This window comes from Rhizobium sp. Leaf371 (assembly GCF_001424045.1).
Lineage (GTDB): Bacteria > Pseudomonadota > Alphaproteobacteria > Rhizobiales > Rhizobiaceae > Ferranicluibacter.
Genome location: NZ_LMQB01000029.1, coordinates 126,793 through 142,366, shown reverse-complemented (window position 1 = coordinate 142,366; position 15,574 = coordinate 126,793). Strand labels below are relative to the sequence as shown.

Here is a 15,574-nt window from a genome sequence, read left to right as displayed (position 1 = left end):
CCCTCAGGCTGCGAACTGGTTCATCGTGTTGTGCGAGCCGCCGGCCTTCAGGGCCGCTTCGCCGGCGAAATAGTCCTTGTGGTCGTCGCCAAGGTCGGAGCCGGCCATATTCTGGTGCTTGACGCAGGCGATGCCTTCACGGATCTCCTTGCGCTGGACGCCCTTGACGTAGCCGAGCATGCCGGCCTCGCCGAAATACGCCTTCGCCAGATTGTCCGTCGACAGGGCTGCCGTATGGTAGGTCGGCAGGGTGATCAGGTGGTGGAAGATGCCGGCGCGCGCGGCCGCATCGCGCTGGAACGTCCGGATGCGCTCGTCCGCCTCCTGCCCGAGCGGCGTCGCATCGTAATCGACGCTCATCAGCCGGGCGCGATCGTAGGCGGAGACGTCCTTGCCCGCCTGGCTCCAGGCATCGAACACCTGCTGGCGGAAGTTGAGGGTCCAGTTGAACGAGGGCGAATTGTTGTAGACCAGCTTCGCATCGGGAACGACCGCGCGAACGCGATCGACCATGCCGGCGATCTGCTCGATATGCGGCTTTTCCGTCTCGATCCACAACAGGTCGGCGCCGTTCTGCAGCGAGGTGATGCAATCGAGGACGCAGCGGTCGGCCCCCGTGCCCTCGCGGAACTGGTAGAGGTTGGACGGCAGGCGCTTCGGGCGCATCAGCTTGCCGCCGCGGTTGATGATGACATCGCCGTTGAGCGAGCTGATATCGGCAACCTCCTCGCAATCGAGATAGGAATTGTAGAGATCGCCGATATCGCCGGCCTGCGTGCTGACGGCGATCTGCTTGGTCAGGCCCGCGCCGAGCGAGTCCGTTCGGGCGACGATGATGCCGTTGTCGATGCCGAGTTCGAGGAAGGCATAGCGGCAGGCCCGGATCTTCGCGATGAAATCCTCGTGGGGAACCGTGACCTTGCCGTCCTGGTGGCCGCACTGCTTTTCGTCGGAAACCTGGTTTTCGATCTGCAGGGCGCAGGCGCCGGCCTCGATCATCTTCTTGGCCAGAAGATAGGTCGCCTCGGCATTGCCGAAGCCGGCATCGATATCGGCGATGATGGGAACGACATGGGTCTGGTACGTCTCGACCGCGTGCTGCAGCTGGCGCTCTCTGGCGATGTCGCCGGCCGCGCGGGCCGTATCGATCTCGCGGAACAGCATGCCGAGTTCGCGGGCATCGGCCTGCCGCAGGAAGGTATAGAGCTCCTCGATCAGCGCGGGAACGCTGGTCTTCTCATGCATGGACTGGTCCGGCAGCGGGCCGAATTCGGAGCGCAGCGCCGCGACCATCCAGCCGGAGAGATAGAGATAGCGGCCCTTGGTCGTGCCGAAATGCTTCTTGATCGAGATCATCTTCTGCTGGGCGATGAAGCCGTGCCAGCAGCCGAGCGACTGGGTATAGTTGGCCGGATCGGCATCGTAAGCGGCCATGTCGCGGCGCATGATGTCGGCGGTGTAGCGCGCGATGTCGAGGCCGGTCTTGAAGCGGTTCTGCAACCGCATCCGGGTCACGGCCTCCGGGGTGATGCCGCTCCAGGTGGCGTTTTCGGCAATCAGGTCTTCGATCTGCCGGATGTCGGTCTTGTAGGCCATGAGAATGCTCCTTGGATGTCGATGGAACCGGTGTAGGGCAGCCGCCGCGCCGACGTCAGGGCCTTCGGTGTGCACTTGTCAAACCTTACAAATTTTGCTTGTAATGTTGTAAGGATGGAGAGCGGCCATGTCGGAGAAGCAGGGTGTGTATGTCGGAGCGCGCCTGCGGCGGCTGCGGCGCAATCTCGGGCTGACCCAGTCGGAGATGGCGGGCGACCTGGAAATCTCCGCGTCCTACGTGGCGCTGATGGAGCGCAATCACCGCCCGGTGACGGCGGAGGTGCTGCTGCGGCTGGCGCGTTCCTACAAGATCGACATGGCCGAGCTTGCCGGCGATGGCGGTGCCGATCATTCCGCGCGGCTGCAGAGCGTCATGAAGGACCCGATCTTTGCCGACATCGATCTCTCGACGACCGAGATCTCGGAGGTCGCAAACGGCTTTCCCGGCTTCAGCGAGGCGCTGCTGCGGCTCTACACGGCCTATCGCGAGGAGCAGATCGCGCTGGCCGAGCGCCTGCCGGGCCAGGGCGCCCAGAGGCCGGAGGCGGTCGATCCGGTGGCCGCGACGCGCCGCTTCCTCGCCGCCCGCCGCAACAGCTTTCCGATGCTCGACACGGTGGCGGAAAAGCTCGCGGCGACGGTGCAGGACAAAGGCGGCATCCCGACCTATCTGCTCGAACGCCACGGCCTGCGCATCCGCCGCCTGCCCTCCTCCATCATGTCGGACTCGCTGCGGCGTCACGATCTGCACCGCAAGCAGATCCTGCTCGATGAATCGCTCGACATGGCAAGCCAGCAGTTCCAGCTCGCCCAGCAGCTCGCCTATCTCGAATTCGGCAAGGAGATCGCGGATGCGGTCGAGGAGGGGCATTTCCAATCGGAAACCAGTGCCCGGCTCGCCCGCCGCGCGCTGGCAAGCTATGCCGCCGCCGCCCTTCTGATGCCCTACACCGCCTTTGCCAAGGCGGTGGAAACGCGCCGATACGATCTCGCCGCCCTGTCGCGCCAGTTCGTCACCAGTTTTGAGCAGACGGCGCACAGGCTGACGACGCTGCAGAAGCCGGGACAGGAGCGCGTGCCGTTCTTCTTCATCCGGCTGGATGCGGCCGGCAACGTGTCCAAGCGGCTGGATGGCGCGCATTTCCCCTTTTCGGCCTCGGGTGGGGGCTGTCCGCTCTGGAACGTGCATCAGGTCTTTCGCATGCCGGGCGAGATCCTCACCCAGTGGCTCGAATTTCCCGATGGCCAGCGCTTCTTCTCGATCGCCCGCACGGTCAGCGCCGGCGGCGGCGCCCATGGCGTCACGCGGGTCGATCGCGCCGTGGCGCTGGTCTGCGATGCCCAGCATGCCGATCGCCTCGTCTATACCAGGCCCGACAGCGACCGCACGCCGACGCTGGTCGGCATCGCCTGCCGCCTCTGCCAGCGGGCCACCTGCACCTCGCGCGCGGAACCTCCGATCGGCCGCCAGATCCTCATCGACGACTATCGCCGCACCGCCGCACCCTTCGGCTTTGCCGACACCTGAACGTGCAAGCATCGGTTTCCGCTGTTATATAAGCATTTTCACGAAAATGTCACACTCCGCAAACCAAACGTTCAGTTTCCGCTGCCAAGGTCGGTCACGACCGCTTTCGGAGACCGCGATGAGTGCCCTGCTGGAAACGTTTTCGCCCCGTCGCCCGGGCCGCAAACCGATCGTCCCCCTGTCGAAACGCGTGATGGAAACGGCCCTGCAGCCGATCGTCGAGGCGACGACCGGGATCTGTTTCGGCTACGAGTCGCTGATGCGGGGCTTCGATCGGCTCGGCTTCCCGTCACCGCTGGCGCTCCTCGACCGCGCGCAGGAAACCGGCGAGCTTCTGGCGCTGGAGCATATGGTCATCGGCCGGGCGCTTGCGGCCTTTGCCGGCCTCCCCGGCGTTCACCAGCGCACCCTCTTCATCAATTTCGACACGCGGCTGATCGGCGTCCATGACGAGGCGATCCTCGACCGGCTCGACGCGCATCTGAAGCGCATCGGCATTTCGCCCTCCAGCCTCTGCTTCGAATTGTCGGAGCGGCACGACAGCGAGACGATCGCCGCCTTCGACACGCTGCTCGACCGGCTGCGGCAGCGCGGCTTCAAGCTGGCGATCGACGATTTCGGCGCGGGTTATAGCGGCCTGCATCTCCTGTCGCGCGCGACCGTCGATTATCTCAAGATCGATCGCCATTTCGTCTCGAAGATCGAGAGCCTGCCGCGAAACCGGCAACTCGTGAAGCATATCGTGACGATGGCGCACAAGCTCGGCGCCCGCGTGATCGCCGAGGGCGTGGAGACCGAGGCCGAGTTCCACATTTGCCGCGATCTCGGCTGCGATCTGCTGCAGGGCTATTTCGTCGCCCTGCCGACCGTCTGCCATGCGGATCTGAAACCGAGCTATCCGCATCTCGTCCAGGCCGACGATACGCGGCGGCGCACGGCCTCGGCTGATAGCGTGCTGATCCGCAGACAGGTCGAGCCTCTGCCGACGGTGCAGGAAAGCGCCAGCCTCGACACGATTTTCGAGCTGTTCCGCACGTCGCCCCGTCAGGCCTTCTTTCCCGTTGTGAACGCGAACAACGAGCCGCGCGGCATCATTCACGAATATCACCTGAAGGAGATGATCTACCACCCGTTCGGTCGGGACCTTCTGCAGAACAAGGACTATCAGCGCCGCGTTTCGAGCTTTTCCACGCCGGCACCGGTGGCCGACGTCAACATGCCGGCCCATGAGATGCTCGATATCTTCACCGGCGCGAACGGCAGCGACTGCCTGATCCTGACGGAGAACATGCGCTATGCCGGCGTGCTCTCCTCCGCCTCGCTGCTGCGCATCATCAGCGAGAAGCAGCTGACCTTCGCGCGCGACCAGAACCCTTTGAGCGGCCTGCCGGGCAATCGCGCCATCCGCGATCACGTGCACGAGGCCATGCTCGACGGCGACCGGACGCGCCTTTTCTGCTACTGCGATTTCGACAATTTCAAGCCCTTCAACGACCGCTACGGCTTCCACCGCGGCGATGCCGCCATCACCCTGTTTGCCGCCCTCCTGCGCCGCCACTTCATCGGCGACGGCGATTTCGTCGGCCATGTCGGCGGCGACGACTTCTTCGTCGGCCTGTCGGACGTCTCACCGGACGCTGTGGCCGATGTGCTGACGCGGCTCCTGCGCGGCTTTGCCGACGAGGTCAGGGATCTCTACCCCGAGGACGACCGCCGCCGCGGCGTCATCACCGGACAGGATCGCACGGGCACGGAGCAGACCTACCCGCTGATGCGCTGCAGCGTCGGCGTTCTCGTGCTGGACGAGGGCGAGATCCTCACGGACATCAACGCCGTCACCACCCGCGTCGCCGAACTGAAAAGCCGCGCCAAGGCGAGCCGCTCGGGCCTCGTGACCGACCGGCTGGCCTGACGCTGAAAGGGTCGGCCGCGCAGTGCGGCAGAGACGATGCCGGCATCGCCGGTCGTCCCGAGCCTCTTCGGCTCTTGCGATCCCCTCTGCCTAGCGGTGGCCGCGTGCGCCAGGGGTGAAGGGAGGGGCCCCGGCGCGCGTTTTGCGCTATGGAGGGACAAGCCCCGACGACGACGCAACCGAGAGATCGCCCATGACCCAGCCCGAAACGCTCTTCACCCATGCCCGGCTGATCGACGGCACGCTCTGCGACATCACCGTTGCCGGCGGGCGGATCACCGCGATCGCACCGGCCGGCACGCCGTCCGCGATCGCGCAGATCGTCGAGATCGGCGGCGCGCTGCTGGTGCCGGGCTTCGTCGAGGGGCATATCCATCTCGATACCAGCTTTTACGGCGACCGCTGGATCCCGCACCGGCCCTGCACGGACGGCTTCGACGTGCAGGAGCGCGTGGCGTTCCAGGCCGAGAACATGGCCTCGGCCGCGCCGATGGAACGCCGGGCGCGCGACCAGCTCGACCTCTGCATCGCCCAGGGCTCGTTGCAGATGCGCAGCCATGTCATGGTCGATGGCTCCGTCGGACTGGCCTCGCTGGAAACGATCCTCGCCGTGCGCGAGGACTATCGGGACCTGATCGACATCCAGCTCGTCGCCTTTCCGCAATCGGGCATCCTCAAAAGCCCCGGCACGCCGGAGCTGCTCGATGCCGCGCTTCGCCTCGGCGCGGATCTCGTCGGCGGCCTCGACCCCGCCAGCTTCGACCGCGACGTGAACGGGCATCTCGACGTGGTCTTCGGTCTCGCCGAAAAGCACGGCACCGATATCGACATCCATCTGCACGAGGCGGGCACGCTCGGCGCCGTCACCATCGAGGCGATCTGCGCGCGGACCACAGCCCTCGGCATGCAGGGGCATGTCGCCATCAGCCATGCCTATGGCATCGGCGATCTCGCCCCCGATCCGGCCCGTCGCCTGGCCGCCGGGATCGCCCGCGCCGGCGTTTCCATCATGACCAACGCGCCCGGCAACCATGCCTTCCCGCCGGTGGCGCTGCTGCGCGCGGAAGGCGTCGTGGTCTTTGCCGGCAGCGACAATATCCGCGACAGCTGGTGGCCCTATGGCGATGGCGACATGCTGCGCCGCGCCGAAATCATCGGCTACCGCTCCGGCTTCTACACCGATGCCGAGCTTACCGCCGCCTTCGACGTGGTCACCGCGGCCGGCGCGCAGGCGCTGCGGCTGGAAGGCTACGGCATCGCGGTCGGCGCGCGGGCCGATTTCGTCACCCTCGATGCGGACCACGTGCCGCTCGCCGTCGTCTCGGTGCCGAAAGGGCGGCGGGTGTTCAAGGCCGGCCGGCTGGTGGCGGCGGACGGAAAGGTGCTCCGCTAGCACGAGACCTGCCCCGGCATCCCGTGGCGCCGAACGCTGCCACAGGCGCCGAGCGCTGCCACAAAAGCGACGATTGCCGACGCTAGGGTTTCGGCGCAACAAGGAATGAAACATGCGCCTGCCGATCCTGATCCTGCCCGTTCTGATGACCGCGACCCTTGCCCATACCTCGTCTGCCCATGCCTCTTCCGACGATGCCTGGGCGGCGCTCAACCTCAAGGTCGCGGAGACCTGCGCTGCGGCCAGCGGGCTGAAACACGCGCATGTCTCCGAGCTCGTCGGCTTCGACGATACGCTCGGCAAGGTGGCCACGCTGGTGAGCGGCGTCTATCCGCAGAAGGCGCTGAAGGGCGCGCATGGCAAGATGCTCTGCATCTTCGACAAGGCCACGGGCAAGGCCTGGACCGACGAGGCCAAGGGCTGGACCGCCCCCGACCTGCGCTGACGCCGCCGGCGCGCCTTTCGCGGGACCGAGCCGTTGCAGTTCGCCGGCACAAGGCTTAGGCATGGGAGCGATCGAGAAAGGGAAGCGCAAGCTTACCTTTCCGATACCCGACCCGACACGCCCGCAGAGACGGCAGAAGACCTTGCTATGCCCGACATCGACATTCTAGACGGGCCTCCGTCGTCTCCGACGTCACGCCCGCGCACATCATGACAGCCCGCATCATGACCGCCAAAAGCCGCGGCTATCTCTACGTCCTCCTCGCCGTCACGATTTTTGCCGGTCAGGATGCCTTCTCGAAGCTGCTCGGGGAGAAGTACCCGCCCATCATGGTGGTGATGGTGCGGTTCTGGGCATTCGCGCTGTTCGTCATGGTCATGGCGGCGATGTCGCCGGGCGGGCTGAAACGCGCCTTCGTCACCCGCCGGCCCGTGCTCCAGGCCTTCCGCGGCGTGCTTCTGGTCGGCGAAGTGGTGGTCGTCGTCTTCGCGCTCGTCACGGCCGGCCTTGCCATGAGCCAGGCCATCCTGCAGGCGACGCCGCTGATCGTCACCGTGCTGTCCGTGCCGCTGCTCGGCGAAAAGGTCGGCTGGCGGCGCGGGCTGGCGGTGCTTGCCGGCCTTTTCGGCGTGTTCGTCATTCTCGATCCGCTGTCGGTGCAGTTCGACCTGCGCCTGCTCCTGCCGCTCGCCGCCGCCTTCATGTACGGGTTCTACAGCATCGCCACGCGGGCGGTGAGCCGCGACGATTCCGCCAGGACCAGCGTCCTCTATGCCGGCGTGTTCGGAGCCATCGCGGCCACGCTGGTCGGCCCGTTCTACTGGACGCCCATCGCCCCGGCCGACTGGCCTGCCATGATCGCGCTCTGCATCTGCGGCGCCACCAGCCATTACTTCCTCATCAAGGCCTATGGCCTGCTGACGGCGGTCGAGGTGCAGCCGTTGACCTATCTGCAGCTCGTCTTCAGCGGCGGCGTCGCGGTGGTCTTCTTCGGCGAGACGGTGACGGTCAACATGATCGTCGGCGCCGTCATCGTCGTCGGCGCCGGCCTCTTCACCGTCTGGCGCGAGCACCGCGTGAACCTGCGATCCGCCCGATAGCGAGGATCCCGGTCTTTGCCGCATTCTTCGACCCTGACGCGAGCCCGCTTCGGCTGGACACGCTCTAGCCTTTGCGCGGATCGACCAGCAGCCCGGTCGAAAGCGCCCGAAACGCCTCGATCGCCTTCGGCAGCACGCGGGCCGCGTCGTCGCTTGCGGCGATCCACAGCGCGGCATTGAGCGCGGCGCCGCTGATCAGCCGGGCGGCGGCCTCGGCATCGACCGGCTTGACGATGCCGCCCGCAATCAGCCGCTCGATCGTCCGTTTCGTCACCTGCAGGCACGTGTCCTGGCTCGGCCATTGCGAGGGATCGCCCAGCACCGCCGGCCCGTCGAGAAGAACGATGCGCTGCACGTCCGGGTCGAGCGACATCTCGATATAGGCCGTGCCCTCGGCCAGAAGTCCCGCCCAGTCGTCCGCCATCTGCGCGCCCACAGCCTGCGCCCGCGCCGCCATCTCGCCGTCGATCTGGTCGACGACGGCGGCGAACAGGCCCTTCTTGTCGCCGAAATTGTGGTAGAGCGCGCCGCGCGTCAGCCCCACTTCGGCCGTCAGTTCGTCCATCGAGGCAGCGGCATAGCCTTTTTCGGCAAAGGCCCGGCGCCCGGCGGCGATCAGCTTCGCCCGGTTTTCCTCCATGGTCTGCGCCCGCGTCTTCGCCATCCGGTTTTCCTTCTTTCAGCCGTTAATTCACATACGAAGCGTATCTGTAATTGACATACGCCGCGTATGCGATTATCTCTCTACATACGCATCGTATCTGAATTTCGATGCGCCCGGAAGCCGTCCCGTTTCGGCTTGCCCTCCAGTCCAGACAAGGATCCACATCATGACCACCCGCCAGGCCATCTTTCCCGCCGACCGCCATGCGCTCTACGAAAAACACGGCTACTCCGCCGCCATCCGCTCCGGCGAACTCCTGTTCGTCTCCGGCCAGGTCGGCAGCCGCGCCGATGGCTCTCCCGAGCCGGACTTCGCGACTCAGGTCGAACGGGCGTTCGAAAACCTGGAGGCGACGCTTGCAGCAGCCGGCTGCACCTTCGACGACGTGGTGGACGTCACCACCTTCCACACCGACCCGGAGCGCCAGTTCGAAACCATATTGCCGATCAAGTCGCGCTATTTCAGCACGCAACCCTACCCCGCCTGGACGGCGATCGGCATCACCTGGCTCTCCGGCTTCGATTTCGAGATCAAGGTCATCGCCCGCATCCCCTAGGCCTGAGATGACCCATCCCGGCGCGCCTTGATGAAATCGATGAAGGCGCGCAGCGGGCTCGGCACCAGGCGGCGGCCGGGATAATACAGGAACGGGCCGGGAAAACGCGGCCACCAGTCCTCCAGCACCGGCTCCAGCGCGCCGGTGTCGAAATGCGGCTGCAGCCAGGCGTCGAACAGCGAGACGATGCCGAGCCCGTCGATCGCGGCGGCAACGCCGAGATCCGAGCCGCCGCCGGCCTGCACGATCAGCTGCGGCGCCGGATCGACGCGGACGGTTTCCGCCCCGCGCTCGAACTCCCAGGGCGTGACGGAGCGCCCTGCAAAGCGGCTGCGGATGCAGGCATGGGCCAGAAGATCGCGGGGATGCGCCGGCCGGCCCCGCGCGTCGAGATAGGAAGGTGCTGCGGCCGTTGCGAACCGCTGCTCGCGCGGCCCGATCGGCACCGCGATCATGTCCTGCTCCAGCCGCTCGTCATAGCGGATACCGGCATCGCAGCCGGCGGCGTTGATGTCCACGAAGGTCTCGTCGGTCAGGATCTCCAGCCGGATCTCCGGATAGGCCTTGAGGAAGGCCGGGACGATCTGCGGCAGGATCAGCCGCGCCGCGCTGATCGGCACGTTGAGCTTCAGGCTTCCCGCCGGCCGCTCGCCGAGACCGACGACATGGCGCAGCGCCGCATCGATCTCGCGCATGGCCGGGTTGACCCGCTCGATCAGCGCCCGCCCCGCCTCCGTCGCCACCACGCTGCGCGTCGTCCGGTTGAGCAGCCTCGTGCCGAGCTGCGCCTCGAGCCGGCGCACCGCATCGCTCAGTGCCGAGGCGCTGCTGCCGGACGCCCGCGCCGCCTCGCGAAAGCCGCCCGCGGCAGCCACGCTCAGAAACGCCTTCACGTCCCCCATCTCGAACCCGCCATCCTCGATCACGCCGCCACCCGCCATTGTCCGCCTATCCGCACAAGCTGTGCACATTGCCACGGATTATCAAGCGCCCCCGCGCGCGCTATCTCTCCATCATCGTCCCATCAGCATCAACATAAGAGGGTCCCATGACCGATATCCACACCGCCGGCACCTATCGCCTCGGCGATTTCACCGTTTCGCGTCTCGGCTATGGCGCAATGCAGCTTGCCGGCACGGGCGTGTTCGGCCCCCCGCGCGACCGGGAAGAGGCGATCGCCGTGCTGCGGGACGCGGTGGAAAGCGGCGTCGATCATATCGACACCAGCGATTTCTACGGCCCGCATATCACCAACCGGATCATTCGCGAGGCGCTGCACCCCTATCCCGAAAATCTCGTCATCGTCACCAAGATCGGAGCCGTGCGCGGCGCGGACGCTTCCTGGAACCCGGCCTTCTCGAAGGATGCGCTGACGAAAGCCGTGCACGAAAACCGCGACAATCTCGGGCTGGAAACGCTCCCCGTCGTTAATCTGCGCGCCATGTTCGATGTGCACGGCCCGGCCGAAGGCTCGATCGCGGCACCGCTCGCCGTGCTGGCGGAGCTACAGGCGGAGGGCCTCATCCGCCATATCGGCCTCTCCAACGTCACCCCGGCGCAGATCGCCGAGGGCCGCGGCATCGCCGATATCGTCTGCGTGCAGAACCAGTACAATCTCGTCCATCGCGGCGACGATGCGCTGATCGACGACCTCGCCGCGGCCGGCATCGCCTATGTGCCGTTCTTCCCGCTCGGCGGCTTCTCGCCGCTGCAATCGGCGACGCTGACCGATGTCGCCGCCGATCTCGGCGCCACACCCCTGCAGGTGGCGCTCGCCTGGCTCCTCGCCCGCAGCCCCAACATCCTCCTCATCCCCGGCACATCCTCGCGCATCCACCTGCGCGAAAACCGCGCCGCCGCCGATCTCGCCCTGTCGGCGGAAACCCTCGCCCGCCTCGACGCCATCGCCACCGCGGGATGAGGGAGACGCACGCCCCAGTCCCAGTCCCACTGCGTCAACATGCCGGATGTCATCGCCAGCGGTTCCGGGATAGGTCTGCCGCCATCCTGAAACCTCTCAGACTGAAAAACCGCGAGATATCCGCCATGTGGGATTGGTTCCCGATCGTCTTCTTTCCGCTCAAGCTCATCGTGCTCGGCACCGGCATGTTCTTCGCGATCAAATGGCATCGCGACCAGGAAAAGAAGAAATAGGACGACACCCGCCCGTCAGCGCCCGTCGATCGGACAGGCGCTGACGGTTTTTTGGTTCTAACGCGCCTTACGCCGCCGCGCCGAGGGTTCCGTGGGGGTCGAGCACGTATTTGGTTGCGGCACCCTGGTCGAAGCTCTCATAGCCTTCCGCCGCCGCGTCGAGCGGGATGATCTTGGCGTTGACGATGTCGGCGATCGGCAGGCGGTCGTGGAGGATGGCCTGCATCAGCTGGCGATTGTACTTCAGCACCGGCGTCTGGCCGGTGTGGAAGGACTGCGCCTTGGCCCAGCCGAGCCCGAAGCGCAGCGACAGGCTGCCGCGCCGGGCCGCATCGTCCACGGCGCCGGGGTCTTCGGTGACGTAGAGGCCGGGAATGCCGATCGAGCCGGCGGCGCGCGTGATCTCCATCATCTGGTTGAGCACGATCGCCGGCTGCTCGCCGCCCGCATGGCCGCGCGCCTCGAAGCCGACCGCGTCGATGGCGCTGTCCACCTCGTCCGTGCCGATCACCTGCGCGATCATGTCGCCCAGCCGGTCGCTCTTCGACAGGTCCACCGGCTCGAAGCCGACCTTGGCCGCATGCGCCAGGCGCTCCTTGTTGAAATCGCCGATCATGACGACGGCGGCGCCGAGGATGCGGGCCGAGGCCGCCGCGGCCAGGCCGACCGGGCCGGCGCCCGCGACATAGACGGTCGAGCCGACGCCGACGCCCGCCTTCACCGCGCCGTGAAAGCCGGTCGGCAGGATGTCGGAGAGCATGGTGAGGTCGCGGATCTTCGACATGGCCCGGTCGCGATCGGGGAATTTCAACAGGTTGAAATCGGCATAGGGAATGGTGACGTAGCGGGCCTGCCCGCCGATCCAGCCGCCCATGTCGACATAGCCATAGGCGCCGCCGGCGCGCGACGGGTTGACCGTCAGGCACACGCCGGTGTCCTGCGACTTGCAGCAGCGGCAGCGGCCGCAGGCGACGTTGAAGGGCACGGAGACGATGTCGCCGACGGACAGCATCTCGACGTCGACGCCTTTCTCGATCACCTCGCCGGTGATCTCGTGGCCGAGCACGAGGCCCGGCAGCGCGGAGGTCCGGCCGCGCACCATGTGCTGGTCCGAGCCGCAGATATTGGTGGAGATGACCTTCAGGATCACGCCGTGCTCGATCCGCCGACCGTCCGGCGCCTCCAGCTTCGGATCGTCGATGTCACGGACTTCCACCTTGCCGGGTCGCAGATAGACGACGCCTCTGTTCCTGCTCATGCGATTTCCTCCTCGATTGATGTCCCGCGCGATCGTCTCGATCCGCGGCAGATCCCGCTCCGCCCGCGCTCCTCCGCGAACGGCTGGGGGCCGTCAGGTCCCGGTCCGGGTTCCGGGTCCGGGACATAGCGAGCAGATCACGGACACGGCGCACAGGCAACCGGAGAAGCGACATGCGTGCCCTGCCCCACGACATCGGCAGGCCTTGGGGCGGCGCCGCACGCCGAACGCCGCCCTCCCGTCAGGCGTGCGCCGGCGCCGCCGGCTGGCGGGTGGCGTGGTAGAGGCGCCCCTGGCGTTCGGAAAGATCGTCCCAAAGCGCGCGCGCGGCCGGATCGGGCGGAATTTCCTCGGCAAGCCGGGTCATGGCCTCGGCGGTTTCCTCGAAGCCGCCGTACCAGCCGGCCCCCACCGCCGCCGACATGCCGGCGCCCAGCGCCGAGGCCTCGTTCGACAGGCTGCGGATGACGGGCAGGCCCGTCGCATCGGCCACCATCTGGCGCCAGAGCCGGCTTTCGGCGCCGCCGCCGATCACGAAGAGGCGGTCCGCCCGGGCGCCGCTCTCGCGCATCTTGGCCAGCGACCGGGAAAATTCGAGCGTGATCGCCTCCATCGAGGCACGATAGAGATGGCCGATTCCCGTGTCGGGACCCATGCCGGAAAAGGTGGCCCGCGCGGTATCGTCCCAGTGCGGGTCCATGCAGCCGACGAGATAGGAGCAGACGGTGACGCCGTTCGAGCCGACCGGAAGCCGGATCGCCTCGGCTTCCAGCCGTTCGAACACGCCGGGATCGCCCCGCCCGCCGGCAAAGGCGTCGAGCAGCCAGTTGAAGAAGTAGGTGCCGCCGCGCTGGCAGCTTTCGAGCAGATAGCCCTTGCCGCTCGGCGACACCAGCGTGCGCCAGAAGTCGCTGAGCTCGGGCGTGGCCGACCACAGGCCGCCGACCACGGCCGTGCCGAGATTGAGATAGACGGCGCCCGCATTGATGGCGTTGACGCCGAGCCCGGCGCAATTGCCATCGCCCCCACCGGCAAAGACCGGCGTTCCCGGCCGAAGTCCGGTGGCCGCCGCCGCCGTGGCGATGATCTGCCCGATCGCCGCGCCCGGTGCATGGAGGGAGGGCAGTTTGTCGGAGGGGATGTCGAGATGATCGAGGATCTCGCGCGACCAGCGCTTGGTGCGAATGTCGAGAATGCCGAACGGATCGGCGCTCGTCCAGCTGGCCGAGGCCTCGCCGGTCAGCTTCAGCGTCAGGAAATCATGGACGCTGAGAATGCGGGCGGCCCTGTCGAGAAGGGCCGGCTCATGCTCGCGGAAATAGCGCAGGCGGTAGACGCAGGGGATGACATCGACCGGCTTGCCGGAAATCGCATGCAGCCGGTCGGCGCCGAGCTCGCCGGCCAGCACCGGCACGAGGTCGTGGGCGCGCCGGTCGAGCCAGAGGGTCGCCGGGGCAAGCGGCCGGTCTTGCGCATCGACGAGCACCATGGTCTCGCGCTGGTTGGAAATGGCGATGCCGTCGATGCGCTCCGGGTCCACCTGCCGCATCAGCGATTGCAGCGCGGTGCAGGTCGCGGTCCACCAGTCCCCGGCATTCTGCTCGGCATGCATGGGGCCCGGCGTGCTGATCGTCAGCGGCGCCCGGCCCTCCGCATGAGAGCGGCCGTCCGCGGTCCAGGCGATCGCCTTGACCGACTGGGTGGACGAATCGATTCCGATGACCAAACGGTCGCGATCAGGCATGCAGGGCTCCTCCTCGACAGCGAGAGGCCGGCGTGCGACGGCGCGCGCCCGGCAGCACGGACCGGATCTCCTCCCCCGGCCCGCACCCTCTCCTATGAAACCTTCGACGACGCGTTCAGTCTTTCCGTGCCCGTCTCTTCATGCAGTGCCAGCCGCGGCGATCAGGGCTTCCGCGGTCGCCATGTCGGTGATGAAATGGGTGACGTAATCCGCCTCGAGCGTGGCGATGATCGCCTTGATCTTCGACGGCCCCCCGGCCACGCAGATGCGGCTCGGAATGTTCTTCAGCTCGTCCAGCGTGATGCCGACGATGCGCTCGTCGTGCGCGCCGCCGACGGCGCCGCCATGGGCGTCGATGAAGCGGCCGATGATCACGGCCGTCGCCCCCCGCGCCACATAGTCGTCGATCTCCTCCGGCTCGCCGATACCCGCCTGCCGCACCGTGCTTTTCGGCCCGATGTCGCCGACGCCGAAAAGGATGCGGTTGGCCGAGTGGACGAGGTCCATCTGCTTCAGGAGCACCGGCTCGGCGAGCAGCAGCGCCTTCAGCGCCTTGGTCGACAAGACGGCCGGTGCCAGAAGGTTGACGCAGCGCGCATGGATGCGGTTCGACAGGATCGAGGTGCAGAGTTCCGGCGAGAAATCCGCCTCCCCGGTCGAGCTGCCCGACACCTGCACCACCGTGAGATTGCGCACCGGCCGCGTCAGCGAGATCTGGTCGGCCACCGCCAGCACCGTGCGCCCCCAGGCGACGCCGATCGTGTCGCCGTCTTCCATCTGGTCGGCCAGCACCCGCGCGCCGGCATCGCCCAGCCGCTGCACCAGCGCCTGCTCGTCGCCGTCCGGAATGACGAAGGCGCCGGCGAGCCCGAACGTGTCCATGAGCGCGCGCGCGACGCGCGTGCGGTTTCCGGCCTTCGGGTTGATGTGGACCGAGACGATGCCGCGCTCGCGCGCCTCCTGCAGGTAGTTGACGATCGTCGCGCGAGAGACGTTCAGCCGCTTGGCGATCTCGCTCTGCGTCATCTGGTCGGCATAATAGAGCCAGGCCGCCCACATGATGGAATCGTCGAATTCCGTCGGCACGAGCATGCCCTTTTCCGCATCGGTCCGGTCTGATGTCTTCGCCTTGGCCATGGACCTATCTGACGCCGATATTGTCATTTGTCAACTTCTGCTGTCTTGTGTCTTGACATATGACATCGCCTGTTGTCATTTGAGCGG

13 protein-coding genes are annotated in these 15,574 nt (G+C 66.7%); 7 read left to right on the top strand and 6 right to left on the bottom strand.

Annotated features, from left to right (window positions below):
- Positions 1-3: 3 nt before the first annotated feature.
- The gene (locus ASG39_RS22515) at positions 4-1,596 is read right to left on the bottom strand and encodes an isocitrate lyase (protein ID WP_062597201.1); all 1,593 of its coding nucleotides are present in this window, start codon (positions 1,594-1,596) and stop codon (positions 4-6) included.
- Positions 1,597-1,723: 127 nt separating this feature from the next.
- Between ASG39_RS22515 and ASG39_RS22510 the strand changes: the two genes are divergently transcribed.
- The 5 genes from ASG39_RS22510 (at position 1,724) to ASG39_RS22490 (ending at position 7,974) form a co-directional block, all read left to right on the top strand.
- Positions 1,724-3,124: a helix-turn-helix transcriptional regulator gene (locus tag ASG39_RS22510; RefSeq protein ID WP_062597200.1), complete on the top strand. Its 1,401-nt coding sequence runs from the start codon at positions 1,724-1,726 to the stop codon at positions 3,122-3,124.
- 118 nt (positions 3,125-3,242) lie between these two features.
- Positions 3,243-5,036: a GGDEF domain-containing protein gene (locus ASG39_RS22505; RefSeq protein WP_062597199.1), complete on the top strand. Its 1,794-nt coding sequence runs from the start codon at positions 3,243-3,245 to the stop codon at positions 5,034-5,036.
- 193 nt (positions 5,037-5,229) lie between these two features.
- Positions 5,230-6,429 carry an amidohydrolase family protein gene (locus ASG39_RS22500; RefSeq protein ID WP_062597198.1) on the top strand — a complete coding sequence of 400 codons (1,200 nt, stop codon included), beginning with the start codon at positions 5,230-5,232 and terminating at the stop codon, positions 6,427-6,429.
- A gap of 112 nt (positions 6,430-6,541) precedes the next feature.
- Positions 6,542-6,874: a hypothetical protein gene (locus ASG39_RS22495; RefSeq protein WP_062597197.1), complete on the top strand. Its 333-nt coding sequence runs from the start codon at positions 6,542-6,544 to the stop codon at positions 6,872-6,874.
- Between the two features lie 224 nt (positions 6,875-7,098).
- Complete coding sequence (locus ASG39_RS22490) at positions 7,099-7,974, top strand: DMT family transporter (RefSeq protein WP_062597196.1); 876 nt, start codon at positions 7,099-7,101, stop codon at positions 7,972-7,974.
- Between the two features lie 64 nt (positions 7,975-8,038).
- On the opposite strand, the gene ASG39_RS22485 is transcribed toward ASG39_RS22490, so the two are convergent.
- Positions 8,039-8,638: a TetR/AcrR family transcriptional regulator gene (locus ASG39_RS22485; protein WP_062597195.1), complete on the bottom strand. Its 600-nt coding sequence runs from the start codon at positions 8,636-8,638 to the stop codon at positions 8,039-8,041.
- 166 nt (positions 8,639-8,804) lie between these two features.
- Here ASG39_RS22485 and ASG39_RS22480 point away from each other — a divergent pair, with 166 nt between their 5' ends.
- Positions 8,805-9,194 (top strand): RidA family protein, encoded by a 390-nt coding sequence (locus tag ASG39_RS22480; RefSeq protein WP_062597194.1) that lies wholly within the window; start codon positions 8,805-8,807, stop codon positions 9,192-9,194.
- On the opposite strand, the gene ASG39_RS22475 is transcribed toward ASG39_RS22480, so the two are convergent.
- Positions 9,191-10,135, bottom strand: a complete 945-nt coding sequence (locus ASG39_RS22475; RefSeq protein ID WP_244481314.1) for a LysR substrate-binding domain-containing protein — start codon at positions 10,133-10,135, stop codon at positions 9,191-9,193. The genes ASG39_RS22480 and ASG39_RS22475 overlap by 4 nt on opposite strands.
- A gap of 107 nt (positions 10,136-10,242) precedes the next feature.
- Here ASG39_RS22475 and ASG39_RS22470 point away from each other — a divergent pair, with 107 nt between their 5' ends.
- A complete protein-coding gene (locus ASG39_RS22470; RefSeq protein ID WP_062597193.1) occupies positions 10,243-11,115 on the top strand; it encodes an aldo/keto reductase family oxidoreductase in 873 nt (290 codons plus the stop codon).
- A gap of 300 nt (positions 11,116-11,415) precedes the next feature.
- Here ASG39_RS22470 and fdhA read toward each other — a convergent pair whose 3' ends face one another.
- From fdhA to ASG39_RS22455, 3 genes are all read right to left on the bottom strand, one after another.
- Positions 11,416-12,606 carry a formaldehyde dehydrogenase, glutathione-independent gene (fdhA, locus tag ASG39_RS22465; protein WP_062597192.1) on the bottom strand — a complete coding sequence of 397 codons (1,191 nt, stop codon included), beginning with the start codon at positions 12,604-12,606 and terminating at the stop codon, positions 11,416-11,418.
- Between the two features lie 241 nt (positions 12,607-12,847).
- Complete coding sequence (locus ASG39_RS22460) at positions 12,848-14,350, bottom strand: FGGY-family carbohydrate kinase (RefSeq protein ID WP_062597191.1); 1,503 nt, start codon at positions 14,348-14,350, stop codon at positions 12,848-12,850.
- A 138-nt stretch (positions 14,351-14,488) separates the two neighbouring features.
- On the bottom strand, positions 14,489-15,487 hold the full coding sequence (locus ASG39_RS22455; RefSeq protein WP_062597190.1) for a sugar-binding transcriptional regulator: 999 nt from the start codon (positions 15,485-15,487) through the stop codon (positions 14,489-14,491).
- Positions 15,488-15,574: the final 87 nt, after the last annotated feature.

Bases quoted from the DNA above. Each gene is read 5' to 3' on its own strand.
- ASG39_RS22495 (WP_062597197.1), top strand. From the start codon at position 6,542: ATGCGCCTGCCGATCCTGATCCTGCCCGTTCTGATGACCGCGACCCTT.
- ASG39_RS22515 (WP_062597201.1), bottom strand. From the start codon at position 1,596: ATGGCCTACAAGACCGACATCCGGCAGATCGAAGACCTGATTGCCGAA.
- ASG39_RS22490 (WP_062597196.1), top strand. From the start codon at position 7,099: ATGACCGCCAAAAGCCGCGGCTATCTCTACGTCCTCCTCGCCGTCACG.
- ASG39_RS22460 (WP_062597191.1), bottom strand. From the start codon at position 14,350: ATGCCTGATCGCGACCGTTTGGTCATCGGAATCGATTCGTCCACCCAG.
- ASG39_RS22485 (WP_062597195.1), bottom strand. From the start codon at position 8,638: ATGGCGAAGACGCGGGCGCAGACCATGGAGGAAAACCGGGCGAAGCTG.
- ASG39_RS22475 (WP_244481314.1), bottom strand. From the start codon at position 10,135: ATGGCGGGTGGCGGCGTGATCGAGGATGGCGGGTTCGAGATGGGGGAC.
- ASG39_RS22505 (WP_062597199.1), top strand. From the start codon at position 3,243: ATGAGTGCCCTGCTGGAAACGTTTTCGCCCCGTCGCCCGGGCCGCAAA.
- ASG39_RS22500 (WP_062597198.1), top strand. From the start codon at position 5,230: ATGACCCAGCCCGAAACGCTCTTCACCCATGCCCGGCTGATCGACGGC.
- ASG39_RS22510 (WP_062597200.1), top strand. From the start codon at position 1,724: ATGTCGGAGAAGCAGGGTGTGTATGTCGGAGCGCGCCTGCGGCGGCTG.
- ASG39_RS22480 (WP_062597194.1), top strand. From the start codon at position 8,805: ATGACCACCCGCCAGGCCATCTTTCCCGCCGACCGCCATGCGCTCTAC.
- ASG39_RS22455 (WP_062597190.1), bottom strand. From the start codon at position 15,487: ATGGCCAAGGCGAAGACATCAGACCGGACCGATGCGGAAAAGGGCATG.
- ASG39_RS22470 (WP_062597193.1), top strand. From the start codon at position 10,243: ATGACCGATATCCACACCGCCGGCACCTATCGCCTCGGCGATTTCACC.
- fdhA (WP_062597192.1), bottom strand. From the start codon at position 12,606: ATGAGCAGGAACAGAGGCGTCGTCTATCTGCGACCCGGCAAGGTGGAA.